At 48.6% G+C, this 26,731-nt stretch carries 23 protein-coding genes; 11 read left to right on the top strand and 12 right to left on the bottom strand.

The annotated features are described in order from the left end of the window. The first annotated feature begins 10 nt into the window (after positions 1 to 10). The 6 genes from rpmA (at position 11) to SHEWANA3_RS16870 (ending at position 4,024) form a co-directional block, all read left to right on the top strand. Complete coding sequence (gene rpmA, locus SHEWANA3_RS16895) at positions 11 to 265, top strand: 50S ribosomal protein L27 (protein ID WP_007650346.1); 255 nt, start codon at positions 11 to 13, stop codon at positions 263 to 265. Positions 266 to 477: 212 nt separating this feature from the next. Continuing rightward, positions 478 to 1,644, top strand: a complete 1,167-nt coding sequence (cgtA, locus tag SHEWANA3_RS16890; RefSeq protein ID WP_011621692.1) for an Obg family GTPase CgtA — start codon at positions 478 to 480, stop codon at positions 1,642 to 1,644. A 27-nt stretch (positions 1,645 to 1,671) separates the two neighbouring features. Continuing rightward, a complete protein-coding gene (locus tag SHEWANA3_RS16885; RefSeq protein ID WP_011718036.1) occupies positions 1,672 to 2,433 on the top strand; it encodes a threonine/serine exporter family protein in 762 nt (253 codons plus the stop codon). Further along, the gene (locus SHEWANA3_RS16880; protein ID WP_011621694.1) at positions 2,430 to 2,903 is read left to right on the top strand and encodes a threonine/serine exporter family protein; all 474 of its coding nucleotides are present in this window, start codon (positions 2,430 to 2,432) and stop codon (positions 2,901 to 2,903) included. Before SHEWANA3_RS16885 ends, SHEWANA3_RS16880 begins: the two co-directional genes overlap by 4 nt. Positions 2,904 to 2,925: 22 nt before the next feature. Further along, entirely contained in the window at positions 2,926 to 3,408 is a 483-nt protein-coding gene (gene folA / locus SHEWANA3_RS16875; RefSeq protein WP_011718035.1) for a type 3 dihydrofolate reductase, read from the top strand. Between the two features lie 202 nt (positions 3,409 to 3,610). Further along, a complete protein-coding gene (locus tag SHEWANA3_RS16870; protein WP_011718034.1) occupies positions 3,611 to 4,024 on the top strand; it encodes a DUF3718 domain-containing protein in 414 nt (137 codons plus the stop codon). A gap of 365 nt (positions 4,025 to 4,389) precedes the next feature. On the opposite strand, the gene SHEWANA3_RS16865 is transcribed toward SHEWANA3_RS16870, so the two are convergent. From SHEWANA3_RS16865 to lptD, 7 genes are all read right to left on the bottom strand, one after another. Next, positions 4,390 to 6,411, bottom strand: coding sequence for a methyl-accepting chemotaxis protein (locus SHEWANA3_RS16865; RefSeq protein ID WP_011718033.1), 2,022 nt, complete (start codon positions 6,409 to 6,411; stop codon positions 4,390 to 4,392). A gap of 96 nt (positions 6,412 to 6,507) precedes the next feature. After that, a complete protein-coding gene (locus SHEWANA3_RS16860) occupies positions 6,508 to 7,332 on the bottom strand; it encodes a symmetrical bis(5'-nucleosyl)-tetraphosphatase (RefSeq protein ID WP_011718032.1) in 825 nt (274 codons plus the stop codon). A 21-nt stretch (positions 7,333 to 7,353) separates the two neighbouring features. Then, positions 7,354 to 7,734 carry a Co2+/Mg2+ efflux protein ApaG gene (apaG, locus tag SHEWANA3_RS16855; protein WP_011718031.1) on the bottom strand — a complete coding sequence of 127 codons (381 nt, stop codon included), beginning with the start codon at positions 7,732 to 7,734 and terminating at the stop codon, positions 7,354 to 7,356. 55 nt (positions 7,735 to 7,789) lie between these two features. Next, on the bottom strand, positions 7,790 to 8,596 hold the full coding sequence (rsmA, locus tag SHEWANA3_RS16850; protein WP_011718030.1) for a 16S rRNA (adenine(1518)-N(6)/adenine(1519)-N(6))-dimethyltransferase RsmA: 807 nt from the start codon (positions 8,594 to 8,596) through the stop codon (positions 7,790 to 7,792). 14 nt (positions 8,597 to 8,610) lie between these two features. After that, entirely contained in the window at positions 8,611 to 9,597 is a 987-nt protein-coding gene (gene pdxA, locus SHEWANA3_RS16845; RefSeq protein ID WP_011718029.1) for a 4-hydroxythreonine-4-phosphate dehydrogenase PdxA, read from the bottom strand. Between the two features lie 6 nt (positions 9,598 to 9,603). Next, a complete protein-coding gene (gene surA, locus SHEWANA3_RS16840; RefSeq protein ID WP_011718028.1) occupies positions 9,604 to 10,908 on the bottom strand; it encodes a peptidylprolyl isomerase SurA in 1,305 nt (434 codons plus the stop codon). Between the two features lie 219 nt (positions 10,909 to 11,127). Then, positions 11,128 to 13,425, bottom strand: coding sequence for an LPS assembly protein LptD (gene lptD / locus SHEWANA3_RS16835; protein WP_011718027.1), 2,298 nt, complete (start codon positions 13,423 to 13,425; stop codon positions 11,128 to 11,130). Positions 13,426 to 13,540: 115 nt separating this feature from the next. On the opposite strand from lptD, the gene SHEWANA3_RS16830 reads away from it, so the two are divergent. From SHEWANA3_RS16830 to SHEWANA3_RS16810, 5 genes are all read left to right on the top strand, one after another. Beyond that, positions 13,541 to 14,632, top strand: a complete 1,092-nt coding sequence (locus SHEWANA3_RS16830) for a phosphotransferase (protein ID WP_011718026.1) — start codon at positions 13,541 to 13,543, stop codon at positions 14,630 to 14,632. After that, positions 14,629 to 15,294, top strand: coding sequence for an N-acetylmuramate alpha-1-phosphate uridylyltransferase MurU (gene murU, locus SHEWANA3_RS16825; protein ID WP_011718025.1), 666 nt, complete (start codon positions 14,629 to 14,631; stop codon positions 15,292 to 15,294). The genes SHEWANA3_RS16830 and murU overlap by 4 nt, the downstream gene beginning before the upstream one ends. A gap of 105 nt (positions 15,295 to 15,399) precedes the next feature. Beyond that, positions 15,400 to 16,188: a co-chaperone DjlA gene (djlA, locus tag SHEWANA3_RS16820; protein ID WP_011718024.1), complete on the top strand. Its 789-nt coding sequence runs from the start codon at positions 15,400 to 15,402 to the stop codon at positions 16,186 to 16,188. 55 nt (positions 16,189 to 16,243) lie between these two features. Next, positions 16,244 to 16,888, top strand: coding sequence for an outer membrane beta-barrel protein (locus SHEWANA3_RS16815; RefSeq protein ID WP_011718023.1), 645 nt, complete (start codon positions 16,244 to 16,246; stop codon positions 16,886 to 16,888). Positions 16,889 to 16,934: 46 nt separating this feature from the next. Continuing rightward, positions 16,935 to 17,888, top strand: coding sequence for a D-2-hydroxyacid dehydrogenase (locus tag SHEWANA3_RS16810; RefSeq protein ID WP_011718022.1), 954 nt, complete (start codon positions 16,935 to 16,937; stop codon positions 17,886 to 17,888). Positions 17,889 to 18,273: 385 nt separating this feature from the next. Here SHEWANA3_RS16810 and SHEWANA3_RS16805 read toward each other — a convergent pair whose 3' ends face one another. The 5 genes from SHEWANA3_RS16805 to purT form a co-directional block, all read right to left on the bottom strand. Continuing rightward, on the bottom strand, positions 18,274 to 19,308 hold the full coding sequence (locus SHEWANA3_RS16805; RefSeq protein WP_011718021.1) for a transposase: 1,035 nt from the start codon (positions 19,306 to 19,308) through the stop codon (positions 18,274 to 18,276). A gap of 585 nt (positions 19,309 to 19,893) precedes the next feature. Next, the gene (locus tag SHEWANA3_RS16800) at positions 19,894 to 20,406 is read right to left on the bottom strand and encodes a hypothetical protein (RefSeq protein WP_041412744.1); all 513 of its coding nucleotides are present in this window, start codon (positions 20,404 to 20,406) and stop codon (positions 19,894 to 19,896) included. A 957-nt stretch (positions 20,407 to 21,363) separates the two neighbouring features. After that, positions 21,364 to 23,643 carry a tetratricopeptide repeat protein gene (locus SHEWANA3_RS16795; RefSeq protein WP_011718020.1) on the bottom strand — a complete coding sequence of 760 codons (2,280 nt, stop codon included), beginning with the start codon at positions 23,641 to 23,643 and terminating at the stop codon, positions 21,364 to 21,366. Then, entirely contained in the window at positions 23,633 to 25,138 is a 1,506-nt protein-coding gene (locus SHEWANA3_RS16790; RefSeq protein ID WP_084796731.1) for a DUF3142 domain-containing protein, read from the bottom strand. The genes SHEWANA3_RS16795 and SHEWANA3_RS16790 overlap by 11 nt, the downstream gene beginning before the upstream one ends. 236 nt (positions 25,139 to 25,374) lie before the next feature. Then, complete coding sequence (gene purT, locus SHEWANA3_RS16785) at positions 25,375 to 26,550, bottom strand: formate-dependent phosphoribosylglycinamide formyltransferase (RefSeq protein WP_011718018.1); 1,176 nt, start codon at positions 26,548 to 26,550, stop codon at positions 25,375 to 25,377. Positions 26,551 to 26,731: the final 181 nt, after the last annotated feature.

The raw sequence follows: 26,731 nt of genomic DNA, 5'->3' as shown, positions 1-26,731 counted from the left end.
AGTCTAACTCATGGCACATAAAAAAGCTGGCGGTTCTACTCGTAACGGCCGTGATTCAGAAAGTAAACGTCTTGGTGTTAAGCGCTTTGGCGGTGAATCAGTTCTAGCTGGTAACATTATCGTTCGTCAACGTGGTACTAAATTCCACGCTGGTGTAAACGTGGGTATTGGTCGTGACCACACTCTGTTTGCTCTGACTGACGGTAAAGTAAAATTCGAAGTTAAAGGTCCTAATAACCGTAAGTTTATTAGCATCGAAGCTTAATTTTCGAGTCTAGCTTATACTGTAAAGCCCCGCCATTGGTGGGGCTTTCTGTTTTTTATGCTTCTATTTACCTGCGTTTCTGGTGAGTTTGGTAAATCTTTATCAAATTGAGGGCGTTGACTGGTAAGATTGGGGGCAAGTATCTCGAGTTTTTTGGCGACCGATGAAGTTAAACGGTATAATTCCTTCATTCAGTGATGCCAGGAGTAAGTATGAAGTTTGTCGATGAGGCAGTAATTAGGGTCGAAGCAGGCGACGGCGGTAGCGGTTGTGTGAGTTTCAGACGCGAAAAATATATCCCTGATGGTGGTCCTGATGGCGGTGATGGTGGCGATGGTGGCAGTGTCTATCTACAGGCCGATGAAAACCATAACACCCTGATTGAATACCGATTTGAACGTTTTCACATGGCTGAGCGCGGTGAAAACGGCCGTGGCCGTGACTGTACCGGCCATAGCGGTAAAGATTTGATTTTAAAAGTGCCTGTGGGTACGCGTGCTATTGATGATGAAACCGAAGAAGTCCTCGGCGATTTAACCACCCATGGTCAAAAGCTATTAGTGGCTAAAGGTGGATTCCACGGTTTAGGTAACACGCGCTTTAAGAGCAGTACTAACCGTGCTCCACGTCAGAAGACCTTAGGTACGCCGGGTGAAGTCCGTAGCCTGAAATTAGAGCTGCTGTTGTTAGCCGACGTAGGCTTGCTGGGTATGCCTAACGCGGGTAAATCGACCTTTATTCGCGCGGTATCACGTGCAACGCCAAAGGTTGCCGATTACCCCTTCACGACGTTAGTGCCTAACCTAGGTGTGGTTAACCCTCGTCCTGGTCAAAGCTTTGTGATTGCCGATATTCCTGGTTTGATCGAAGGCGCGGCAGAAGGTGCGGGTCTGGGGATTCGCTTCTTAAAGCATTTAGAACGTTGCCGTATTCTGTTGCATATCATCGATATCGAGCCAATTGATGGTACAGATCCTGTGGATTCTGCCCGTGCGATCGTCGGTGAACTTGAAAAATATTCGCCAAAATTGGCAAGCAAGCCACGTTGGTTAGTCTTTAACAAGGCGGATCTGCTGCTCGAAGACGAGCTAAAAGAGAAGGTCGCTCGCGTTGTTAAAGAATTAGGTTGGGAAGGTGATGTTTATACCATTTCTGCCTATAGCCGTGATGGCACTAAAGAATTAGCCACCAAGCTGCTGGACTTCATCCAAAGTCTTCCACCGGAAGATAAAGATGCGAACCCAGATGCAGAGGTTGAGTTCAAGTGGGACAATTATCATCAAGCCAACATTGATGCGATCAATGAAGACTATGACGATGAATTCGACGATGACTTTGATGATGACGACTACGATGTAGAAGTGATCTACCAAAGATAATATCCCAACCTAAGTTTTGAGAGTCCCGTGTACGCAGATACTCAAAATGATATTACTCGGCAGGTTGTGCGTGTCGCACAACTGCTACTGGCCTACGGTGCTGAATCTGATTTAGTTGAAGAAATCAGTCAGCGCCTAGGTCAGGCCTTAGGATTGGCAAGTGTTGAGCTTTCCATCTCCTCTAATTCCCTCGTGTTAACCAGTTTAGTGCATGGTCGCTGTATCACGACGACGCGTCGGATCCGCGAGCATGGCATCAATATGACCATAGTCTGCGAGTTACAGCGCATCTGTTTATTGACGGAAAAAGGTCTCTATGGCCCCAACGAAGTGCGTAAACGCTTAGCGCGAATCGAACCTAAGACCTACCCGCCGTATCTCGTGATCTTGATGATAGGCCTGTCCTGCGCAAGCTTCTGTCATCTATTTAATGGCGATGTCGCCGCATCAATCATCACTTTTTTTGCCTCTGCAGTAGGGATGTCGGTGCGCCTTGCGATCGCCAAGCGGCATTTTAATTTGCTGGTTAATTTTGCGGTGACGGCATTTGTCACTAGCTTATTGGCGCAGACGGGTTATGTGTTTAACTTGAGTGAGACCCCGCAGGCGGCCATGGCGGCCAGTGTGTTGATGTTGGTGCCGGGGTTTCCGATGATCAATGCGATTTCTGATATGGTCAAAGGCCATATGAACGTGGGGATTTCCCGCTGGGGCCATGCCACCTTGCTTACTGTGTCGTCCGTTATTGGCATTACGATTGCGATGCAGCTAGGGGGGATCTTCCTATGATCGCCTTACTGTGGACGCTATTGCACGATGCCTTTTTCTCAGCAATTCCCGCTGTCGGCTTTGCCATGGTGTTTAACGTGCCGAAACGTTTCTTACCCTACTGCGCGCTTGCAGGCGCTATAGGGCATAGCTCACGCACGCTAATGTTGCAATTTGGCTTGCCTATCGAATGGGCGACCTTTGCCGCCGCGGCTTTAGTGGGAACTATCACTATCGGCTTTGCCAAGCGTCACCTCGCGCCGCCCTTGATGTATGCCGTTGCGGCGATTATCCCGATGATCCCTGGCACCTACGCTTTTAATACTGTAATAGCCCTAGTGCAATTAACGGCGCAGTCGCAGGTCAGCCAAGAACTGACTGGACAAGTGATCAGTAACGGCTTAAAAACCGTGTTTATTTTAGGCGCGCTGTCGGTGGGCCTTGCTTTACCTAGTCTGCTGTATTTTAGAACCCGCCCTGTTATTCAATAAAAACAATACCAAAGGAGTGCCCATGCGCATTGCTATGATAGCCGCGATGGCAAACAATCGAGTCATTGGAAAAGACAACAAAATGCCATGGCATCTGCCCGAAGATTTACGCCACTTTAAAGCCATGACCTTAGGCAAACCTGTGGTGATGGGGCGTAAAACCTTCGAATCCATTGGTAGACCCCTTCCAGGACGCCACAACATTGTGATTTCCCGCCAAGCGGATTTGCAGATAGAAGGCGTGACCTGCGTGACCTCTTTTGAAGATGCTAAGCTCGCGGCTGGCGATTGTGAAGAGTTAGTCGTTATTGGTGGGGGGCAATTGTATCAACAATTATTACCTCAAGCTGACAGACTCTACCTGACGCAAATTAACTTAGAGGTTGAAGGCGATACCTTTTTCCCCGCATGGGACAGCGATAAATGGCAAGAAACCGAATCGCTCACTAGTATAAATGCTGATGGGCTGGAATATCGCTTTATCAATTTGGCAAAAAAATGTTAAATTACGTTGTTCTGTTGTGTACCCTGTGCGTATGGATTGTCAATATGTCTAAGGTATTAGATCCGATAGGCCTGACTTAGTTGAGATAGCGGCATTTTACGGCTTCCACACTAATGACTCCTAGGAGGCCAATATCCGCTAGAGATAGACGCAGCCCATATAAAACATAATAAAACTATAAGAAAGTATTAAGGAGTATCGGATGCGTCTTATGCCTGTAGCTTTGGCTGCACTAATCGGATTTAGCTATGTTTCTGTGTCAACCACGGCAAAAGCCGAAGCTGATCCACTTGTCGCGAGTATTTGTGATTACGTAAAAGCGAACGATAAAAACCGTCTACGTAAAAAACTAAAAGAAAGCCGTGTTAAGTTACGCCAAGTGTACAGCGGGATTAGCTGTGATGGTCAAAGCTTGTTGCGTACTGCCTATGCCGCGAATGCGAATGATGCCGGTGAGTTTGTGGCTAAACGTCTATCAGTTAACGAACTGAGCGTACCAGAAGCCGATGGCATGACGATTCAAGCGTGGGCTGAAGCAAATGGTCACGGTGCTAGCCCTATCACTGCTGCAGTGAAAGAGCGTTTAGGCGCTGCTGCCGGCGGTGAAGAAGAGTAATCATCTGTTCTATCATTTTTAGTGTGCTTTAGCACAAGGAAAGAATGATGCTTAAAATGCCGAACTGAGTTCGGCATTTTTTATGGGCGTCGTTTGTTAGTTTTTGCCAAATATCCTGTATTGATATTGCGTTGGATATTGACTGCCGAGTTTGAGTTTATTGCCTCTGCTATCTGCTCTAGCAGCGGGATAGCCTAATAGCCTAATAGCCTAAAAGCCTAAAAGCCTAAAAGCCTAAAAGCCTAAAAGCCTAAAAGCCTAAAAGCCTAAAAGCCTAAAAGCCAAGCGAAAGCACAAGCACAATCACAATCACAATCCAAAGAAAAGGGCCGCAATTGCGACCCTGTTCATACTTGAGCGTTTGCTTACACTCTAAATTCACCGACAGAAGCTTGCAGCTCTTCGGCGAGTTTAGCCACTTGATGGCTCGATTGCGCGGTTTGATCGGCGCCAATCGCGGTTTCTTCCGAAATTGCTGCGATATGCTCAAGTTTCTCAGACACTTGCTGACTAACCACATTCTGCTCCTGCGCGGCATGGGCAATGTGCGTGCCCGCATCATAGGCTTTATGTACAGATTGGCTGATGGTCTCTAGCGCGAGGTTAGCTTGCTCTGTCTTATCGACACAGGCATTGGCCTGGGCACGGCCCATATCCATGGCTGCTACGGCTTGCTGCGCGCCCTGTTGCAGCACTTCGATCATTTGCTGGATCTCGCGGGTCGAGACTTGAGTTCGTGAGGCCAGGCTGCGTACTTCATCGGCCACTACCGCAAAGCCGCGACCTTGCTCACCGGCGCGTGCCGCTTCGATAGCTGCGTTTAGTGCCAGTAGGTTAGTCTGCTCGGCAATGCCACGGATCACATCGAGAATTGAGCCGATAGAAGCGCTATCCGATTGCACCTTGTTGATCACTTGGCCAGCCTTAGCGACTTCGTCTGCTAGGGCTAAAATGGTGCGCTTGTTCTCTTCGGCAATCGTGCGCATATGTTTGGCTTCTTGATCGGCCTGCTTGATCTGCGCCAGAGCGTCATCGGCGCTCATCGATACTTGTTGTGCACTCGAGCTTAATTCTGTGGTTGCGGTTGCGACTTGGTCGACCTGGCTCTTTTGCTCTTGGATACCTGAGGTGGTTTGCGCCGTGATAGCCGACGTTTGTTCCGCTGCTGCGGCTAACTGGTTAGAACGGTCCAAAATACCGACGATTAAGCCGCGTAAGCTATCGACTAAACGGTTACAGTTCTTCGCAAGCTCGGCAAATTCATCATGGCCAGAATCATCTAATTTGTGGGTTAAGTTGCCTGAAGCTAATACATTCAGCGCGTTATTGACTTGATAGAGAGAGCGCTTTAACGGTGCCACAACGGCAAAGCTGATGATAACCGCGGCGACAATGGCGATTAGCACCACAATAATAGTGCGGATACTGGCGGCATCAATCTTGGCTATGGTTTCTTGGCTCATATTGGCCGCCACAGACTCGATGTTATTGCTCACATCTTCCATATTGCGATCGATGACTTTGACATCTTTCTCAATGGTCGCCAATTGATTCATGGCACTCTTGGCATGATTCAATTGGGTCGCTTTCAATAGCACCATAGAGTCAGGGCCTTCGAGCAACGCGAGTACCTTTTTAGTGTCTTCATTGACGGATTTTAAGGTGTCAGCATCAATTATGTCCTGCGCATGACGATTCACGTATTCGAGTTTGTTCTTGGTCTCACTCAGGATGTAGTCGAGCTCTTTGGAAATGAGTTCATGTTTACTCATTTCTTCATTAGTCACTAAATCGGCAATGGTAGTGATGATATTACCCATGCTGGTATCGATAGCGCTGGCAGAGGCCGCGATACTCTGAGCATCGGGGTTTTGGCTGTTTTCTAAATCGATAATATCGAGCAAAACTGACGAGGCGTCATCGGCAGCATTTTCAAGTTTCTTTTTTAAGCCGATTAGCTGCTCTTGTTTGCTGAGGGCGGCTTCACGTTCAGTGAGCATGGCGAGACTATCGCGCTCGAAGGTCGAGAAGCTACCATCCAGTTGCGAGATCAATGCAGAAAGATTGGCTTGCCCTTGAACCAATTGCGTCAGATTGCTGATCTCGTTTTTAAACTGGGTGCCGTGGTCGTTAAAGACTTTACGGATATCGGGAATGTTCGAGGACTTTGGTGCGTGATAGGCGATCAGCACTTGGCGCTGTTGTTCACTCAGGGTTTCGGTTAAGTGGTTGGTCGCCTTTAGGGCTGGCAAGCTTAACTCTTGCATCATGGCCGAACTATCTTTGAGGCTAATGTTCGTCAGGTACGAGGTAAATCCTAACAACACAAGTAAAAGTGTAACAACACTAAACCCGCCAATGACTCGGGTGGCTACATTAACTTTCATAGGATACTCCGGTTATTATTATATTATTCCGAATGAAAAGATTATTAAATTCAGGGCATAGGGTACTGTCGTATATCGACCACTCTCGGGCTTAGTTTAACCCTTTTTTAACCTTTTTTGGGTAATTTTTTGGTCTTTTTCAAGATGCCATAGGGTTAGATATTCCCCCCAGCAACAGCCTGTGTCTAGTGCTTTTAGCTTAGGGTCGTTGACTTTACCCATCAATGCCGCCCAATGTCCAAACACTAAAGTGTGACTCTGGCGTAACGCAGAGGTAAATTCAAACCAAGGCCGTAGCTGTGGATTAGTGCAATCCTCTGGCGGTTGTTTGCAGTCAAAGTCTAAATGACCATCAACATACAGATAACGCATCCTGGTCAAGGCGTTAATACAAAAACGCAGGCGATTGATCCCTATAGCGCTGGGCTCCCACCGCTCGGCGGTATCGCTATACATTTGGCTTATTAGTGCGTCGAGATAATCACTCTGCTTGAGGGCTTGGCTGACAAGTTGCGACTCTTGCCTTAACACCTCTAATGACCACTGTGGCGGCACACCAGCGTGGGTCATGATGATCTTATGCTCAGGTAATTCCCGCATCAACGGCTGTTGTCTCAGCCAATCGATTAAACTGGCAATATCGGGCGCATTTAACAGCGGCGTTAAGTTATCGCTGGGTTTATCCCGCTTGAGTTTGCCGTGCAGGGCGAGCAAATGCAGATCGTGATTACCTAGGACGGTTTTGCCCGCATCGCCTAAGGATTGAAAATAGCGCAATGTGGCTAGTGAATCTGGGCCTCTGGCGACCAGATCGCCCACCGCCCAGAGTTCATCGCAGGATGGATTAAAGTCGACTTTAGCAAGTAATCGTTGAAGTTCGGCAAAACAGCCTTGGACATCACCAACAAAATAATGGGCCACAATATCCTTTCTATAATTAAATCAATGTAATAAACCGGGGAGTGCTAAGCGGAAGGGCTTAATCGTTGCCTTAAAGTGCTCGCCTGATTCGCTGACCATACCATAAGTGCCATACATAATGCCAAGGGGCGTATCGAGTACGGTACCGCTAGTATATTGGTAGGCGGTATTGGGGGGAATGGTTGGGGTTTCGCCGACGACACCTGCGCCTTGTACTTCACTGATTTTGCCGTTGGCATCGGTAATAATCCAGTGGCGGGTTTCGAGTTTGGCGGCTTGTTCACCGAGGTTGATGATGGTGATAGTGTAGCTAAAGAGGTATTTCTGATCCTCGGGCGAGGACTGTTGTTCAATGTATTCGGTTTTGACTTCGACTCGGATTGAGTCATCCAATGCGCTCATGTTGCTCCCTTGAATAAGATAGGGCACCCTAAAGTGCCCATCAAACTGATATTGCTTAAGCCTGCTTATCACACACCATATTCGCCATGGCGACATATTGCTCAACACTGATTTGCTCAGGGCGCAGATTGGGATCTATGCCTAATTGCTCAAACTCTTCATCGCTTAACACTTGCTTGAGGTTGTTACGCAGTGTTTTACGGCGCATGTTAAAGGCTGTGGTGCACAGCTGGCGCAGTACATTCACATCCTTACAGGGGAAAGGTTTTTCTGCATAGGGCAGTAGACGTACCACGGCAGAATCCACCTTTGGCGGTGGCGCAAAGCTATGGGGTGGCACTTCGAGCACGGGAACCACTTGGCAGAAGTACTGTGCCATCACCGTTAAGCGGCCATAGGCCTTGTTACCCGGGCTTGCCGATAAACGCAGTACCACTTCTTTTTGCAACATAAAGTGCATGGTTTCAATCTGCTCGGCAAACTCGAACAGATGGAACATCAAAGGCGTTGAAATGTTATAGGGTAAGTTACCAAACACTTTGAGTTTTTTACCCGGTACCACCAACTGGCTAAAGTCGAATTGCAGCGCATCGCCTTGGTGAATCGTGAGCTTATCCTTAAGTACAGGGTGATTCTGCAAGCGCTCAACCAGATCGCGGTCTAACTCGACAACGGTCAGGTTATCTATCGCCGTGGCGACAGGTTCGGTTAAGGCGCCAAGGCCGGGGCCGATTTCGACCATCACGTGGTCATTATCGGGGACGATCGCACCCACAATGCGGTTAATCACATTGTCGTCGGTTAAAAAGTTTTGTCCGAAACGCTTTCTGGCCGTGTGGCCTAAATGTACTTTGCTACTCATTAATATCTAATCGTTTAGTTTTTTGAGGATAACTCAATGGCTTTATTCAAGGCGCAGACAAAACTGCCAATATCGGCTTTGCCAGTTCCCGCAAGATCGAGCGCCGTACCATGGTCAACCGAGGTACGGATATAAGGTAAACCTAAGGTAATGTTTACCGATTTGCCAAATCCCTGTGACTTTAGAACGGGTAAGCCTTGGTCATGGTACATGGCCAACACGACATCCGCGTCCTGTAAATATTTAGGTTGGAACAGGGTATCGGCGGGTAGAGGGCCGACAATGTTCATTTGATACTCTTCACGCAGTTCGTTCAGTGCCGGAATAATCACATCGATTTCTTCCCGGCCAAGGTGGCCGTCTTCACCCGCGTGTGGGTTTAAGCCACAGACATAAATTTTAGGGGAAGCAATGGCAAACTTGCTGATAAGATCAGCGTGTAAAATCTTAATAATATGATGCAAACGCTGGCGCGTAATGGCTTTTGCCACATAGGCCAGTGGAATATGGGTGGTCACCAGTGCCACCTGTAAACCTTGAGTCGCTAACATCATGACCACATCGGGGCAGTTGGCCTGATGGGCAAAAAACTCGGTATGGCCGCTAAAGGAAATCCCCGCTTGGTTGATGATCCCTTTATGGACTGGGCCAGTAACCACGGCATCAAACTCGCCGCTCATGTTTTTCTCACCCGCATAACGCAGGGTTTCAACTACGTAGGCACTGTTTTGCTCATCGAGCTGGCCGCAAACGGCGTCGGTCACCAGTTTGAAAGGCGCAATGGTGAGCGTGCCTGCTTCCTGCGGTTTAGGCGGTTGCTCGGGCAGGTAAGGGCGAAAAGTAACAGACAGGCCGAGTCGTTTTGCTCGGCTGGCTAATAATTCGGGATCCGCACAAACGACTAACTCAGCAGGCCAAGCCTGCTGAGCGAGTTGCACGACTAAATCGGGGCCGATACCCGCAGGTTCTCCGGGGGTAACGGCAATACGTTTAGTGGTCAATTTACCTTAACCTCGGTTTGACTCAGGCTGAAAGACTTCAATGTATGCGTCGGCACGCATTTCGTCTAGCCAGTTTTGCAGTTCTTCATTAAATTTGCGACGGAAGATCAGTTGGTGCGCACGGTTGGTATTAAATTGATCCGTGGCATCGGTTTTTCTGCGCTCTTCCAGCTGAGTGATATGCCAGCCGTGGGTAGTACGGAAAGGCTCACTGATTTGATCTGGGCTTAAGCTGTTAAGGGTTTGCGCAAATTCAGGCACATAAATGCTTGGCTCTGCCCAGCCCAGTTCACCACCTTTAGTGGCTGAACCTGGATCTTCAGAATACTGACGGGCTAAATCTTCAAACTTGGCTTCGCCAGAGCGAATTTGCTTTAAGAACTGTTCCAACATGGCCTTAGCGCGGTCTTCCGACAGAATTGGCGATGGCTTGAGCAGGATATGACGTGCTCTGACTTCTTCAATTTCTTTGGTTTGTAAACCACGGGCATCCATGATCTTGATGATATGGAAACCTGCGCCACTCTTGATTGGGCCGATAATGTCGCCTTTCTTCGCACCGTTGATGACTTCCGCAAATAGCGTTGGCATCTCGTTGATGTTCATGTAATCCCAGATACCGCCTTCCAGCGCCTTAGGACCCGATGAAGAGGCGATGGCGGTGCGGCGGAAATCCTCACCACTCTTTAAACGCTCGAGTACGGCGTTCGCGCGCTTGCTCGAGGCTTCCAGCTGTTCACTGCTTGGGTTGTTCGGTACGTCAATCAGGATATGGCCGATTTGGTATTCGACGTCCTTCATACCTTGCTCTTGGATCAGTTTTACTAGGCCGGTGATTTCCTGTGGTGACACTTGGATACGGCGTTGTACTTGGATACGTTGAATTTCACCTAGGGTGATTTCTTCACGCAGTTGCTCACGGTACTGGCTGAAGCTTAAGCCTTCGCTCTCGATTTTTTGCTGCATTTGCGCCACGGTCATTTTTTGCTCGCGGGCAATGTTTTCAATTGCTTGGTCTAGCTGTAAGTCACCGATATGCAGACCGATACGATCCGCCATCTGCAACTGCAAACGGGTGAGGATGAGTCGCTCGATAACCTGAGTACGCAGTGCACTGTCGGATGGCAACGATTGATTCGCGGCTCTCGCATTGGCTTTTACAGTGTCAATCATGTTGGTGATTTCACTTTCGAGCACAATACCGTCGTTGATTTGAACGGCAACACGGTCGATTGGCTGGGGAGCGGCCATAGTAGGCTGGCTGATAGCGAGTGCAAATAAAGCAAAAATCAGATGTTTACTGGGTTTCATCCACAAAATCCTTGGCACGTTCTAAGGTCAAATTCGACGGCTTATTTAAGTTAACTTTACCATTTATATCGAAATTACAGTGAGTTGCCTAAATGTTCTTTTGTTAGTAACTCTAAAAGCGTGCGTTCCGAGACTCTTTTTTGGGGCGCGCACGGCTTTCATTAACCTGTTTGGACTCTCAGTCCTTGTTGAGGTTCAGCAATCTACCACAAATCTTTGCTAATTCCTCAGATAAAGCGGTTTTCTGTAGTTAAACAGACCGTCATTGAGCATATCGGATACGCCTAATGGGCCCGAACCACCGAGTCCTTTGATGACTAAATTCAGGTAAACACCGCTTTCAAATTGCTCGCGCTCATCGATAACGGCCGAACCAATGTTGTCATCGTAATTGGTCTTAATTCGGTAGTGATAGCTGAGACGAATTGCGTAACAGCATGATTCATATTGGAAACCAGTATAGGTTTCTATGCTGCGGCTCTCGTTGAGGTCGTAGTACCAGTTACCGACAAAATACAGGCTGTCGTTAATCGGCCAGGCACCACGCACACCCGCTTGGGAAATATTCACCAGATCGTTGGTGTTGGAGTTCAATAGATCCGGCACATAACGATAACTGAGCTGCAATAGTTTATTGGCTTCGGGACGGAAGTCTAAGGTGACTTCGGTCTTCTTGTTATCGCTCGAGTTGGTGTCGTATTGAATCGCTGCGCCTAAATACCAGTCATGGCTTAAGCGGGTATCTAACTCGGCGGCCAAGACTGAGGTCGATTGATTTTGCTCGAAGAGGTTATCTTCGTAACCCAGTTTACTGTCCTGCAGATAGAGGATCTGACCTAGGCTGAACTTAGTCGCCTCTTGGTTGTGATCGTCGAAGAAACGCGTTGTTACACCGAGCGTGACTTGGTTTGCATCGGCGATGCGGTCAAGGCCTGAGAAGCGGCGGTCACGGAACAGACCGAAGTAGTCGTCCTGTAACTGGGCGGTATCGTAAATGCCGATGCCACGCTGATCTTCATAACCTACGTACAGATACTGGAACTGAGGTTCGAGCGTCTGGCGGTAGTTTTGATCGAACAGTTCGGTAAAACGCTCGAAGTTGATTTGACCATTGATCCGCACCTGCGGAATGGTGCGACTCACAGTATCGTCTAAGCCATCGAATCCACTGTTGTTTTTCTCCTGCCAATAGTTGGTTTGCATCAGTTTGACTTGGCTGGTCAACGAACCCGAAGGGCCGTGAATTGGCAGCGTCAGGCTAGGTGCCATATGCAAACGGGTGGCGGTATTCATGTCGCTGTCTTGATGGGCGAAGTTGGTCAACTCTGAATTAAAGCCAAAGTCCAAGTTGTTCCAAAAGTCGGCGGCGCGGTAGTTAAAATTCACCTGCGGCATCACTTGATAAGGCTTTTCGTCCTCACCCAGCACTTTAATATCTTGCACCCGAGTGCTGATATCCCAATCTCGTTCGAAGTAGCTGACTTCACCAATCCGCGATAATTGGTTATCGGTGGCGCGGTTAACATCAGACTTTAAGTCGTTGAAATAGTTGTTATCAGACACTTCAGTAAAGTTGGCGAGTACCCGCCAGTTTTTATCGATGGCGCCTTGGTGTTGCCAGTTATAGAGGTAACGATTTGGGCTGCCGCTGATCATCTGATCATTACCCAAATATTCTAAATTCAAGCGACCACTCTGGGCCTCACCCGCGAGATAACGAAACTCTGTCTTGGTGAATAAACCACGGCTAGACATATAGTTAGGTGTAAAGGTGAGGTCGTATTCCGGCGCGATATTCCAATAATAGGGCGCGGAAACTTCAAAACCATTGGTGGTGCTGGTGCTAAAGCTTGGGTAGAGGAAACCGGTTTTACGTTTGTCGGAAACTGGCACCGTCATATAAGGAATGTAGAACACCGGAATATCGGCGACTCTCAGCTTAGCATTCCAAATCTCGCCCCATTCTTCTTCGCTGTTAATCTTGATTTTTTCTGCTTCGAGTAGCCAAGAAACATTGTCTGGCGGACAAGTGGTGAAGTTAGTGTTGGTTAAGATCAGGTTGTTGTTCATGGTGATTTGCAGCTTTTCAGCATCGCCGTGAACCTGCTGACCATGTAGCCAATACTGGGCACCCTTTAGGGTCGCACGGTTGCTGCGCATTTGTGCCTGCAGCGAATCGGCGGTAACGGTAAAAATACTGTCTTGGAAAACCAGGTTGCCATTGGCATCGAACTGCTCTGTCGCTTGGTCGAGAATCGCTTCATCGGCGGCAATGTGTCTGTCGCCCTGACTGAAGACCACATCACCGGTAAAAATGGCTTGTTTGCCCATTTCGGCGTTGGAGCGGTCCGACACGATACGAATTTTCTCTTGATCGGCGGCGCTCAGGCCGGGTTGAGATACGATACGAGGTACTGGCGGTTCAATGACGCATTGTGACGCTGAGGCTGTGGGAGATTCGTCTGCCAGGACAACTTGCGGTAACAGGCTCAAGGCCAGAAAGTAACGGATCTGCATCTTAGGTCAATAATAATGATTTCTTTGTCTGGACAAGTATCGACGGGGAAAGTTGCAAACTACAAGTGCAACGCAGCAAATAAATCTCTCAATTTCTTAGCTGTTTCCAAATTATATGCCAGCTATAATAAAGCAATTTTTCTATAAGAGCCATGAAATGACCTTATCCGACTCGAGATTTATTTCCCTTAATCAGTGGCTGAACCGTTATTTTTCCTATGATGTGACCCCGATTCTGATTTCCGGTGACGCCAGTTTTAGGCGCTATTTCCGGGTCACTGACCGCGATACGAGCTACATTGTTGCCGATTCGCCGCCCGCCTTAGTGCCTATCGCGCCTTTTATCGCCCTCGCCAGTGCCTATGCGGCGGCGGGACTGACAGTTCCAAAAGTCATCGTCTCCGATGCCGAGCAAGGCTTTATGCTACTGAGCGATCTCGGTGATACTCAGTTGTTGTCTGTGCTGACCGATGCGAATGTGGCGGACTACTATCGCCGCGCCTTGGCATTGTTACCTCAGGTAGCCTCAGTGGTTGAGAGCCTTGACCCTGTTACTGGCAGCACGCAGCCATTGCCTTTATATGATGAGGCATTTGTGCGCCGCGAGTTGGGGATCTTTACCGAGTGGCTATTAGAGAGACATTTACAGCTCGAACTCAGCCATGAGGAACGCTCGCTTATAGAAGAAAGCTTTGACCTATTAGTGGAAAATGCCCTCGCGCAACCTAAGGTGGGAATGCACCGTGATTACCACAGCCGTAACTTGATGCTCAAAGAGGGCGAGCTGTGTGTGATTGATTTCCAAGATGCGGTATTGGGGCCTGTGACCTACGATGCCGTGTCTTTACTGCGGGATTGCTATGTGCGTTGGCCGCAAACCATGGTGCAGGAATTAATGCAGCAGCATTATCAGCAAGTGCTTGAGTTAGGGCAAATTCCCGCACAAACATCCTTTACCCAGTATCAAACTTGGTTTGATTTAATGGGATTGCAGCGCCATATCAAGGCCGCAGGGATTTTTGCGCGTTTACACTATCGGGATAACAAGCCCGCCTATATGGCCGATATTCCGTTAACCTTGTCGTATATTGTGGATATTGCCAGCCTTTATCCAGCGCTCACGCCATTTTCCGCTTGGGTGCAATCGCGCGTTGTACCTGCGTTTGCGGCTAAGGGAAAGGATACTCAGCAGGGAGACAAGCAATGAAGGCGATGATCCTTGCGGCTGGCAGGGGAGAGCGTTTACGCCCCTTGACCGACACGCTACCAAAACCTTTAGTGCCCGTCTTAGGCAAACCGCTGATTGTGTACCATATCGAGAAGTTGGCCGCGGCAGGGATTGTCGATATCGTGATAAATCATGCTTGGCTTGGGCATAAGCTGGTCGAAACCTTAGGGGATGGTCACGCCTTTGGGGTCAAGATCCAATATAGCGCCGAAGCATCGGCCCTCGAAACCGGTGGCGGAATTAAACAAGCCTTGCCTTTGCTAACTGACGACTCGGATGCGCCGTTTTTAGTGCTCAATGGTGATGTGTTTATCGATGCCTTGCCGACGATTGTTCCCTTAGCGGATACTGCTCTGGCGCATTTATGGTTGGTGCCAAATCCCGAGCAACATCCGAACGGTGATTTTGCCTTGGAGCAGGGCCTTGTACGTGAGCAGGGTGAGCAAAAATATACTTTCTCTGGCATGGGTTTATATCGCCCATCATTTTTTAATGGCACGCCGGATGGGGCTTTTGCCCTTGGGCCTTTGCTGCGGGCTAAAATGGCCGATGGCTTGATCTCCGGGGCACACTTTAATGGACTTTGGTGTGATGTTGGGACGATTGCGCGTCTGCAAGCATTGGAGTCCGCGCTGGCGTAATGGCAAGGCATATCGCCTAACGCTCAATGTTTAGCGCCTTGAGTGAACGGTTTCACTCGCGATGTCGATTGAGTGACTGAATAAATTATCAAATTGGGAATTAAGATGCGCCTTTGGGGTAAGTTTTTTGGATTTGTTATCGGGTTTATGTTTGGCCGTATTTTCGGTGCTCTGCTGGGCTTATGGCTTGGGCATCTCTACGACAAGCGCGCCGGTGGTGGCGCCAGTTTTAGTCAGATCTTAGGTCAAGCCAAGAATCGACAGGGGATATTCTTTAACACCACCTTCGCCGTAATGGGTCATGTGGCCAAGGCGTCGGGTCGAGTGACTGAGACCGATATTCGTATCGCGACTATGTTGATGGACCAGATGCGCTTAACGGGTGAAGCCCGTAAAGAGGCGCAGCAGGCGTTCCGTGAGGGTAAAGAGCCTGACTTTGACCTGCGTAGCAGCCTGCAAGCCTTTCGCGCTGTGACCCAAGGCCGTCAAGAACTGGTGCAAATGTTTATCGAGATCCAAATTCAAACCGCCCTATCGGACGGTGAGCTCGATGCCGCAGAACATGCAATTCTGATGACGGTGGCCCAAGAGTTAGGTTATGGTCGTGGGCAACTCGATGAATTACTTAAACGTTGGCAAGCGGAATACCGTTTCCACCAAACCTCTAATGGGAATAAAACCTCGATTACCGACGCCTATCATTTGCTCGGCATTAATGCCGAGGCAACGGATCAGGAGGTCAAGCGGGCTTATCGTAAGTTGATGAATGAACATCATCCCGATAAATTGGTTGCTAAGGGATTACCACCCGAGATGATGGAAATTGCCAATCGTAAGGCGCAGGATATCCAAGCTGCGTACGACAGAGTGAAATCGGAGCGCGGCATGCGCTAATGCTTCGGTTAACGTTGTCGACGCAAGGAATAATAACGATAGATAAGGGATTAAGATGAAATACGTTAACCGATTAAGTGTGATTGCAGGTTTATTACCTCTAACCCTCGCATTACCAACCTATGCCGAACCCGAGCTGTTTGTCGCCCCCTACGGTGGTTACAGCTTTGGCGGCAGCTCGTTCGATATCAATGAACTCGATGCTAACAACGCTGAAACCAATAATAAGCAGAGTGTGGGTATCGAAGAGGCGAGCCATTACGGCCTCATGTTAGGGATTGGCACTAACGATCCCGGCAATATTTACCTGCTTTACAGTCGCCAATCCTCCGAGCTGAAAAGCGGTGGCCTGTTTACCCCAGACTTAGTCGCCTCCTTAGATGTGGACTATATCCACCTTGGCGGCACTTTATTCTTCCCAAGTGGCGATTTTCAGCCCTACATTACCGCCAGTGCCGGGGTGACTCGGATGATGCCCGATGATTGGTCAACTGAAACCCGTTTCTCCATGGGCATTGGTGGTGGCGTCGAATATCGTATGATGCAAAACTTTGCGTTGTTTGCGGATCTGCGTGGCTACGCGACCTTTATTGACAGTGACACCTCACTTTTTTGTAATGAAGACCAATGCTTATGGCATGTCACATCGGATGTAATGTGGCAAGTGCAAGCCAATCTTGGGGTCAAACTCAGTTTTTAATTTTCCTGCTTTATGGGCAAGGCGCAAACGCAGTTAAGAGGTAAAGATGAAAATAGTCGTACTCGATGGTGAAACCTTAAATCCTGGGGATCTAACCTGGCAAGCGGTCAGCGCATTAGGGGAATTTAGCTGTTTTGCTCGCACGCCCTCGGCGGAGATTATCCCCCGCGCTCAGCATGCCGAAATTGTGCTCACCAACAAGACGCCCCTCGATGCCAACACCTTAGCCCAACTGCCTAAGCTTAAATATATCGGCGTGCTCGCCACCGGCACTAACGTGGTGGATCTTGCCGCCGCAAAAGAGTTAGGCATAGTGGTCACCAACGTGCCCGCCTATGGCCCCGATGCCGTCGCACAAATGGTGTTTGCCCATATTTTGCATCACACGCAAGCCGTTGCGGCGCACCATCAAGCCGTTGCCGCAGGGCAATGGAGTAATTGCAGTGACTTTTGTTTTACTTTAATGCCGCTGCAATCCCTTAAAGGTAAAACCTTAGGCTTGATTGGTTATGGGGATATTGGCCAGCAGGTGGCTAAACTCGCTTTAGCTTTCGGTATGAAGGTATTAGTCAATACCCGCACTCAGCCCCGCGATTTACCCCAAGGCGTGAGTTGGACATCACGCGATACGGTATTCAAGGAGTCCGATATTCTCTCGCTCCACTGTCCACTTACCCCTGAAACCACCGAGCTGATTAATGCCCAAACCCTCGAGTTAATGAAGCCGCAGGCGCTACTGATCAACACCGCACGCGGCGGCTTAATCGATGAGGCCGCGCTGGCTACGGCATTAAGGCAGGGCAAAGTCTTTGCTGGCGTCGATGTTCTCTCAACCGAACCACCGAGCGCGGATAATCCGCTACTAACAGCGCCCAATATCAGTATCAGCCCACACAATGCTTGGGCGACCAAAGAAGCGAGGCAGAACCTACTCAATATCGCAACGGCAAATCTCAGCGCTTATCTAGCTGGCGAGCGAGTTAATTGGGTGAATCCATAAGGCCTGTGGGTTAGCTTGTTTCTGTAGGAAATGTTTTCATTCCAAAGAAATGCAGTTGGAATTGAAGGGGGAAAAATGTGTTGGATAGTTCCCTTAACGGCATAAAATTTGGGGGAGACGATATTTAAGTGCTGAGTTATAGGTGAGCCATGGTATTCGCTCATCGACACGCAGCGAGTCCGTCCGTGGATGCTCGACCGCCCCGTCCATGGGGCGGACGGTCGTCTCGCAAACCTCCATGGCTCACCTATTTAGCATCGGCGTAATCTGTAAGTTTTAAAGAAATACATAGCACGCTTTGGGACAAAAGCGTGCTATGTTTTGCGCGAAATTATCTCCATTTCGGATAAACAAAAATAATCCTAAACGCTGAGTCGTGAGCAACTTAAGGATGTAACGCTTGGCTTGAGGCTTTACCTTTACACCATTTGCCGCTGTTATGCTGCTTTTTAAATTCACACATGCTATCCCATCGACCACTTATGCCACTGTATTGACGACGAAACTCTTTGGCTGATGTGAGCCACGCATCGGGCGCAACACCTAATTCATTGAGTAGCTTAGGTCGTTGATTATCGATATAGCCTTTCTTATCAAGGCGGATGGCGCGGCCTGTCCAATCAATCAGTTCGAGATAATCGGCAAAGTGAAACGGAATACCCACTTGCTGATTCAGGTGAGCTGCGCCATCGAATTGGACCAGAGACTTGTGGGGAATATGAGCTTCATTAGTTGAGAAGTCAGTTTGTAGCTTTGAGATAGCTAATGGGCGCTTGGGTGAATCTAGCGAGTTAATTCGCTCCTGAATCGATGTAAAATCAGAGGATTGCAAAGAATCGGCAATGCCTGCTCTGATTGGATTTAAATCGACATACATCATGCACGCGAGCAAGGCTTGCTCATCTAACAGTGCTTGCGATTTAAAACGACCTTCCCAAAAGGCGCCTTTGCACTCATCTTCACGATTAGCCTTACGGGCAATTTCTTCGTTTAAACAACGCATAAACCAAGAAATACTGCTTAATCGTTCATGCCACTCGGTAATTAAGCCATCGAGCAACATGCGTTCACCTTCGATTAATGCATCACCATTCATATACTTAGTCGCGACTGCATGGCCTTTAGTGATTTGGCACCAACGGCTGATAATGTCTTTTTGCGTTAAGGATTTGGCCTTATCGACATCTATTTTAAGCACTAAATGATAGTGATTGCTCATCACCGCGTAGGCGCAAATATCGATACAAAATATCGCAGACAAGGCTTTGATTTTATCAACTATCCAGCCACGTCGATGCTCGTAACTACGTCCAGATAACTTATCCTCGCCGCACAAAAAAGCCCTTCTAACACAGCGATTTATCACATGGTAGAAGGGCGTTGAATTAGCATCAATTAGCTGTCTTCTTGCCGAAGTCATCGCAAACTCCACACAGACAAAATCAGGATATTTTAAAGCCTAGTTGAAGGTGCTGAATAACACAAAAAGATATGGCTGTCCCCGCTATTATCCAGATAACTTATCCTCGCCGCACAAAAAAGCCCTTCTAACACAGCGATTTATCACATGGTAGAAGGGCGTTGAATTAGCATCAATTAGCTGTCTTCTTGCCGAAGTCATCGCAAACTCCACACAGACAAAATCAGGATATTTTAAAGCCTAGTTGAAGGTGCTGAATAACACAAAAAGATATGGCTGTCCCCGCTATTAACTTCGACCGACAGGCGCTAACATCACCGCCTAAGGCGAGAAGTATAAGGATAACGGGCTAACCAAACAGAATGAGGACTTGATAACGGCTTGATGAACAAGTGATAAAAATATTAGCTCGTTCGCTAAGGGCGGGTCATGTCTGCATAAAAGTCTCTTTCAAAATAAGACCTTCGCCAGTACACATTCTCAATCCGCTATTTGCATAATAAAGTGTCCACAACCAGCATCGGGCTTGTTCAACACTTGGGATAAGGTCGCGGCTACGCGCGGCCTATCCTTATTTGTTATGCGTTAACGCCGATGATACAGAATACCTAGTGATCCTCGAATCCATACTTCCTTAAACTCTGAACCGACTTTAAATGTATTGAAGTGTGATTTTGATACATCTAATTTAACCGGCTCATCTGAGTTGGGAAGTAGAACATACACATAGTAGCTCATACCGCCTTTAGTACTTTTATATGTATCAAGTTCGACAACAGTACCTGATAAATAAACTTCTTTCTGGCTGCCCACCCAAGCGTTAAAGAAAAGAACATAGCCACCACTAAATAGCAATAATAATGCTGCAACCATTGATGTCCATGCAAAGCCTTTAAAATTTCCAGCTTTGCGTCGAAATTTTGGTAATTTGTAAAAATAAACATAGAAAGATAAACCAAAAATTGGAATCGACAAATATTTAAAGGCCCAGTGATAAGGTGCATTCAAAACTGTGTCGTACAAAAAATTTGGTATTATTGCAACAACTGCTATAAGTATAAAAAGCCCGTTTCCATACTTTTTTAGATAAAACTCCAAGGCCACTCCTTTTACGCATAACGATTAGCGCACGTGCGGCAAAGCGCGCAGCGATTTGACGTCACTGTGGCGCGCCTTGTTAGCCGAACCAATGCTACCGCTCAGCAAGCAAACCCAAAGAACGACGCGCACGTGCAAATAAAAAACAAAACCAACCAACAACTGACCCGCGCAGCGTCGCTGCCCGCAAAGGGTGATTGGCACCTGTAAAATTTACGTTAAGGACAAACTATCAGAAGGGATGCAGCGAAAACAACTGGCGATTTAAACTTGGCTAAAACGAAGAACTGCCAAACAGCGCCACCATCCTTGATGAGTTGCCTTACCGGCGAAAACTATAAAACCCGAAAACCGGCTAACATTTTATTCGTGCGCATGCGCGTTTATCTCGTTAGACCAGCAAAAACGCGCACTGTTAACTACCTGTATGCAAAGAACTTATCAGCTTTCTGCCAAATACACTATCTGGAAAAACGCGCATGCGCGTTTTCCAAACCTATTAACTAAAATTCAGTTACTATATTCACCTGATTTTATAGCGTTTTATTTTTGCAGATGGAGTTAATGTGCACTGATATTGTCTAAAAATCATACCAAAACACCTAAATTTAAATATGACTGTATACCCATCATTGTTAGCCGATTTTTGGTAAGGCCAAACATAGGCAAATAGATAAGAATATGTATGGCATCAGGTGTGGGAATTTTCGATTGAGCTAACGAGCCGAAACACTAAATGGGGCATTAGCTTTTTAGCCAAATGAACAGTTCGATGGTCGTAAAGATTGCCATTGTTGCAACAGTGACCGTTGGCGGCATGGATGCCGCCGTCGAGCCTATAAGGACATATTCATGGCGTGTCACTGGGAAAACAATGGCAATTCTCCCTGTACTCCAGCAATTCATCAGCTCTGCTTTAGCGCCTTTCTTTGGTGATAAGAAAGGCGCTTTGTGTTTTTACTGTTTACGCTTTCTTCTGCGCCACGCGTAAGCGCCGAGTAGGGCGGCGATGATGGCAACGCTAACGGCCACAGGCTTTTTCAGTTTGTGGTAAATCGCATTCCACTCGGCGATTTGGTTGGCTTTTTCCCGTTCGACGGCGCGGTCAAAGTCTGGGGTTTCACACTGCGTACCAAAATTCTCGGCCCAAGGCACAAAGGGGCCGTTGGCGACGTATTTTTTATAGTAGCGTTGGGCGAGTTCATCATCGCGATATAACACCCAACCTGTGGCTTGGCATAATAGCGCCGCATAGGCTTGGCTGTTGTGGGGGACTAAGTCGGCGGCCTTGCTTGCCAGCTCGGCGGCTTGGTAGCGATAGTGGAAACGTTTATCGGGAATCGCTTGGCTGGCGCTGATGCGTTGCTGCTCTTTATCGCTGAGCTTATCCGCTGCATACCAATCCCTTAAGTCGAACATCCCGGCGTAAATCGAATAATCCGGCGCTAATTCAAAGCCTAAGATTTCCATGCCTTGATGACGCGCGAGTTCGGCGGCAGTCCAATAGGCGCGGGCACTCTCAATGCCCTTGCTACTCTTGGCTGTGGTCAATGCCTTGCCATACTCCTGCACATTGGCATTAAGTGTGGGATTACTGAAATAAGCTGGCGCTTCGGCAATCGCGCCTTCACGCAGTAAGCGACGACCCAGTAAGTAACGCAGGCGATTATTGAGTGGCTCGACACTGTCGTACCAATCGCTGTCCTTGGGATACTCGAAGTTCATTACCGGCACATGCTCGTCGACAAACAGCTTAAGCTCGGCGGTGGTGAGCACGCGCTCGGCCACATAGGCGATATCCTGCCAATACTCATCGCCACTGGCGAACAGTTGGTTTAGGGCATCGACATATTCGCCCCGTTCAAGGGATAGCACGCCCTGCTCGGCGCGAATACGGCAATAGGTGGCTTGTTGGGCATCGGCATCGATAGCCTGTTGTTGGGTATCCTTAGCATTTAAATGCTCAGTACCTGAAATCGCATCGGTTGGAAAATGATGCACTGCTTGGGCATAGGCCTTAGCCGCTTGCGCTTGATCACCCTTTTGCAGCATAAGCTTCGCCGTGAGCCACCAAGTTAAGCCGCTCGGTTTGGCGAGTGCCAGCATGCGCTCGGCGCTGGCATAGTCACCCAATTGGTAGTAAATCGCCGCTAACTTATCGCCCTGGCTCAGTACTACGCCATCGGTTGGGAATACGGTGAGGATTTCGGCAACCTTTTGGCCCATGTCCATCAGTTGTCCGTCGAAGGCGAAATCATTAGCACTGCTCTGCCAGTAGGCAATGAGCAACTGTTGCACACTCGGCTGCTGTAACAATGGTTTTAGTTCATTGATATTTTTAGACATTAAGCTGCGGCTTAACATCAACAGCGAATCATAACCGCTACTGTCACCCTGCACCGACTGGGTGGCATAGAGTTCAATGACCTTATCTAAGGTGGCAGGATTTAAGGCTACATCAATTTTCGGCGGCTCATATTCCCCACGAGTGACTTCAATTTGAGCTTGGCCTTGATGCAGCAGAATATAAGCCTGCTCGCCAAGGCCTGCCAAACTCAAGCGTAGCGGATCGGCGGCGCCTTGGGTCACCTCAGTTTGTAGCTGCTGCAAGTAAGTATTGGCTTGAACAAAATGGCTATTATCGCTGGCGGTTTTGCTCTTTATCAGCTCGATACGAGACAAGCTATACAGCGCCCACAGGCTGCGACCCGCGCGCTCACTGTCAGGTAGGGCGATGACTTTTTTGAAGTAATCGCTGGCCTTATCGTACTCTTTGAGATCAAACGCCATGGCACCAAGGCTGTACCAGGTTAAGGCGGGCGCTAAGCCCTCTTTTAACTGCGCGGCGATTTGCTCGGCCTCTGCCAAGCTTTGCGCATCACGCAGACTATTGACAAGCGCGAGCTGAGCTTCGGATAACTCGCTGTTTTCATAGGCGCGAGTCTGGGAAAGATAGCGACTATGCACCTCGTCCCAGAGGTATTCCTGCGCCGCAGGTTCATCTTGAAACTGCCAAGCCAGTGGTTTAGCTAAACCGCTAAGTTGTTGGCTAAAGCTGGTTTGCGGTAAATAGCTTAGGTTATTTTGCCTGTCTTGGGTTAATTGCAGCGGAAAGTCTGGGCCACAGGCTAACAGTGCGGGGGAGAAGAGACTTAACCCAATCAGGCTGGTTTGTTTGAATTTGGTTTTCCAGCGAGGGAGAGGATTCGCTGGCAATGAATGTGGCTTATGGCGCATAAATTCCCTGTAAATGTAATGACTCACAACGTGCCCAACCGATAACTCTGCGCCCGTTTGGGCTTAGCTCGACCGCTGAGATTAAATTCGGTGCAAACTGCGAGGAGGCAGGCTCTGCTGCGCGCTCCGTTGAGGTGGCTTGCGGTAACAGCCACACTAATGTTCCTTGGGTTAATTTGGCTTGATAACCGTTTTGCGCATCATACCCGCTGCACGCCTGCGCCGCTAGGGACAACTGGCCCGGCAACTCGCCCGCAAGATTGCCCTTATTGACTAACACTAATTGAAATAAGCTGGTTTTCGGTGCCTCATGTTGGGCAGGCTCAGTATTGGCTTGGTTTAAGATTTCTAGCTCAATGTGCGGGGCGAGTGGTTGCTGCTGGGCGACCGCAATCAGGGTCGAGAGTGGCCAAACCCGTTTATCCCCTTCGAGGGGTAATCGAAACCAAATCATTCCCTTAAGCTTGGGGTCGGCAAAGGTGTGCAGTTGTTTGACGAAGGACTGCAACACCTGTGGATCGGCCATCAACTCTTGGCGCGCAACATGCTGCGAAGATACAGTGTCTGCCAATGGCATTCGCATCGGCACTTCACTCTCCACTCGATAACCCGATGCTGTGCTATACACCGCCGAGCCATAAGACGGCAAAGCTATGAGATAAGGCACCTTGGCTAACCGTGATAGCTGCTCGACCCACTGCCAACCCTGCGTGGCATCGAACAGCCCTAAACGTGGATCGCTGACACTGTGAATTTGCAGTACCAGCTCATCGATATTATCAAATAGCGGCGGAAACTCCGGGCTGCTCAACCAAGCGGGCAATGAGGTAATGCTGAGTTTAAGTGTGTGAGGTAATTGGCTTTTTAACTCGAGTAAAAAAGCGTTATAGGCCGCGAGTTTACTGCTGGCGCTATCGTAGTCGATTTCAATTCCCGCAAGCTTGATACCCTTTGCCTGCCAGTCTTGAATGAGCGCGAGGATTTTTTGGATTACTTCGCGATTATTTAGGCGCGTTAGTTGGCCATCTAATCTTATTACCGCCACTTTAGGGCGAGGATCGGCCTGTAACCATTCATGGTTGACCTGCACTTCAAACCAGATATCCGCGCCATTGGGTTTGGGATGGGCTTGCAATGCAAGAATGCGCACGCCATTAAACGCGCTTTGGCTTTCGACCAAGGCGCTTTGATTAGCATCGCGCCATTGCCGCTGCCACACATACACCTCTTGGCTTAATTCACGCGGGGCGGAGGTGTCTGTTTTTATGCTCGATGTATTTTGATTTGCTGGCTGACAGGCACTCAGGAAAACTAAGCTAAAGGATAACGCCAGTAATAGAAAAAGGGGGCGATGTATCGCTTGCAAGGATTTAGAGCGCCTAGGCTCAAAGTGCTTGAGCTCAAAGTGCTTGGACTGAAAGCGTCTAGAGTGAAAGCGCTTAGAGTGAAAGCGCTTAGAGTGAAAGAGAGTGGAATAACGACTGCGTAAATCCATGGGATAAGAGTAAAGCCTAGCGTGGGTCATGCCAAATAGAGGGCTACTATGCCTCAAAACCATCTTGGATTGCATCAGGCTTTTGCATTAGACGCGAAATCAATTTGAGTAGGATTGGTATGGCGGTTAACTCGGCTTAAACGCCTTAATAACGCGCCCAGCAATAGTGCTGGGCGCGGTGCTGATCACAGTACTAAACATTAAGGTATTGGCGACAAGTCGTTAAGCATTCATGCCTAGAAAATCACTTTTACCTTAGATGCACTATCCAACGCTTTGTTGACTGCGCTTTCGATATCCTTATCGCGGGCGAGGGCCACCCCTAAACGGCGGCGACCATCGATTTCAGGTTTAGCGAATAATCTGAGCTGAGTATTTTCCGCCGCCAATGCATCGGCAAGACCTTGATAGCGAATGTTTTTCGATTTGCCTTCCACCAATACTACCGCCGAGGCGCTGGGGCCATGTTGGTGGATATTCGGAATGGGCAAACCAAGAATCGCCCTAACGTGCAGTGCAAACTCGGATAAATCTTGGCTAATTAAGGTGACTAAACCGGTATCGTGCGGACGAGGCGAGACTTCAGAGAAGTACACATCGCTCCCCTTCACAAACAGCTCGACCCCAAATAAGCCATAACCGCCGAGGGCTTCGACCACTTTGCTGGCGATTGCTTGGGATTTTGCCAGCACGTCGGCCGACATGGCTTGAGGTTGCCATGACTCGCGGTAGTCGCCGTCTTCTTGTCTGTGGCCAATTGGCGCGCAGAAGTGGATGCCGTTAACCGCACTAATGGTCAGCAGGGTAATTTCGTAATCGAAGGGGATAAAGCCTTCAACAATCACACGGCCACCGCCCGCGCGGCCGCCTTCTTGGGCGTATTGCCAAGCTTTGGTGCTTTGGGCCGCATCACGGATAACACTCTGGCCCTTGCCCGATGAACTCATCACGGGTTTGACCACGCAGGGTACGCCAATCTTGCCAATGGCTTGATTAAACTCGGTTTCAGTGTCGCAGAAGAAATAGGGGGAGGTCGGTAGACCTAAGGTTTCGGCTGCGAGGCGACGAATACCTTCTCTGTCCATGGTCAGCTGAGTCGCGCGTGCGGTCGGCACGACATTGAGGCCTTCGGTTTCCATCTCGACCAAGGTCTGAGTGGCGATGGCTTCAATTTCGGGGATCACTAAGTGGGGCTTTTCTAGCTCGATAATGGCGCGAAGCGCTTTAGCGTCGAGCATATTGATCACATGGGAGCGATGGGCAATTTGCATGGCAGGGGCATTAGGATAACGATCGACGCCAATCACTTCAACACCTAAGCGTTGGAGCTCGATGGCGACTTCTTTACCTAGCTCACCGCAGCCAAGCAACATGGCGCGTCGAGCGCCCTCTGTGTAGGGAGTTCCTATCATGGTGTGGGTACCTTTTTATATTGGGATAATTGACGCCTTTAGACGTTCTTGGGCCATAGTCTACCCCGATTGGCGCTAAAGCATGAGACTGAAATTAACAACTGTGTTTTCGATCAAGCTATTTAAGAGCGATTAGTGCTTGGGCGTGGTAAAAATCCTGTTTGTGGCGGTGTTTTATGTT

The sequence above is a fragment of the Shewanella sp. ANA-3 genome, from assembly GCF_000203935.1.
GTDB lineage: Bacteria > Pseudomonadota > Gammaproteobacteria > Enterobacterales > Shewanellaceae > Shewanella.
Note: the sequence above shows the minus strand (reverse complement) of the source record. Positions and strands in the feature narration are given on the sequence as shown.

What these genes read in the sequence shown, in the direction of transcription:
- rpmA (WP_007650346.1), top strand. Translation starts at nt 11, where the DNA reads ATGGCACATAAAAAAGCTGGCGGTTCTACTCGTAACGGCCGTGATTCA.
- cgtA (WP_011621692.1), top strand. Translation starts at nt 478, where the DNA reads ATGAAGTTTGTCGATGAGGCAGTAATTAGGGTCGAAGCAGGCGACGGC.
- SHEWANA3_RS16880 (WP_011621694.1), top strand. Translation starts at nt 2,430, where the DNA reads ATGATCGCCTTACTGTGGACGCTATTGCACGATGCCTTTTTCTCAGCA.
- folA (WP_011718035.1), top strand. Translation starts at nt 2,926, where the DNA reads ATGCGCATTGCTATGATAGCCGCGATGGCAAACAATCGAGTCATTGGA.
- SHEWANA3_RS16870 (WP_011718034.1), top strand. Translation starts at nt 3,611, where the DNA reads ATGCGTCTTATGCCTGTAGCTTTGGCTGCACTAATCGGATTTAGCTAT.
- SHEWANA3_RS16865 (WP_011718033.1), bottom strand. Translation starts at nt 6,411, where the DNA reads ATGAAAGTTAATGTAGCCACCCGAGTCATTGGCGGGTTTAGTGTTGTT.
- apaG (WP_011718031.1), bottom strand. Translation starts at nt 7,734, where the DNA reads ATGAGCGCATTGGATGACTCAATCCGAGTCGAAGTCAAAACCGAATAC.
- rsmA (WP_011718030.1), bottom strand. Translation starts at nt 8,596, where the DNA reads ATGAGTAGCAAAGTACATTTAGGCCACACGGCCAGAAAGCGTTTCGGA.
- surA (WP_011718028.1), bottom strand. Translation starts at nt 10,908, where the DNA reads ATGAAACCCAGTAAACATCTGATTTTTGCTTTATTTGCACTCGCTATC.
- lptD (WP_011718027.1), bottom strand. Translation starts at nt 13,425, where the DNA reads ATGCAGATCCGTTACTTTCTGGCCTTGAGCCTGTTACCGCAAGTTGTC.
- SHEWANA3_RS16830 (WP_011718026.1), top strand. Translation starts at nt 13,541, where the DNA reads ATGCCAGCTATAATAAAGCAATTTTTCTATAAGAGCCATGAAATGACC.
- murU (WP_011718025.1), top strand. Translation starts at nt 14,629, where the DNA reads ATGAAGGCGATGATCCTTGCGGCTGGCAGGGGAGAGCGTTTACGCCCC.
- djlA (WP_011718024.1), top strand. Translation starts at nt 15,400, where the DNA reads ATGCGCCTTTGGGGTAAGTTTTTTGGATTTGTTATCGGGTTTATGTTT.
- SHEWANA3_RS16815 (WP_011718023.1), top strand. Translation starts at nt 16,244, where the DNA reads ATGAAATACGTTAACCGATTAAGTGTGATTGCAGGTTTATTACCTCTA.
- SHEWANA3_RS16810 (WP_011718022.1), top strand. Translation starts at nt 16,935, where the DNA reads ATGAAAATAGTCGTACTCGATGGTGAAACCTTAAATCCTGGGGATCTA.
- SHEWANA3_RS16805 (WP_011718021.1), bottom strand. Translation starts at nt 19,308, where the DNA reads ATGACTTCGGCAAGAAGACAGCTAATTGATGCTAATTCAACGCCCTTC.
- SHEWANA3_RS16795 (WP_011718020.1), bottom strand. Translation starts at nt 23,643, where the DNA reads ATGCGCCATAAGCCACATTCATTGCCAGCGAATCCTCTCCCTCGCTGG.
- SHEWANA3_RS16790 (WP_084796731.1), bottom strand. Translation starts at nt 25,138, where the DNA reads ATGGATTTACGCAGTCGTTATTCCACTCTCTTTCACTCTAAGCGCTTT.
- purT (WP_011718018.1), bottom strand. Translation starts at nt 26,550, where the DNA reads ATGATAGGAACTCCCTACACAGAGGGCGCTCGACGCGCCATGTTGCTT.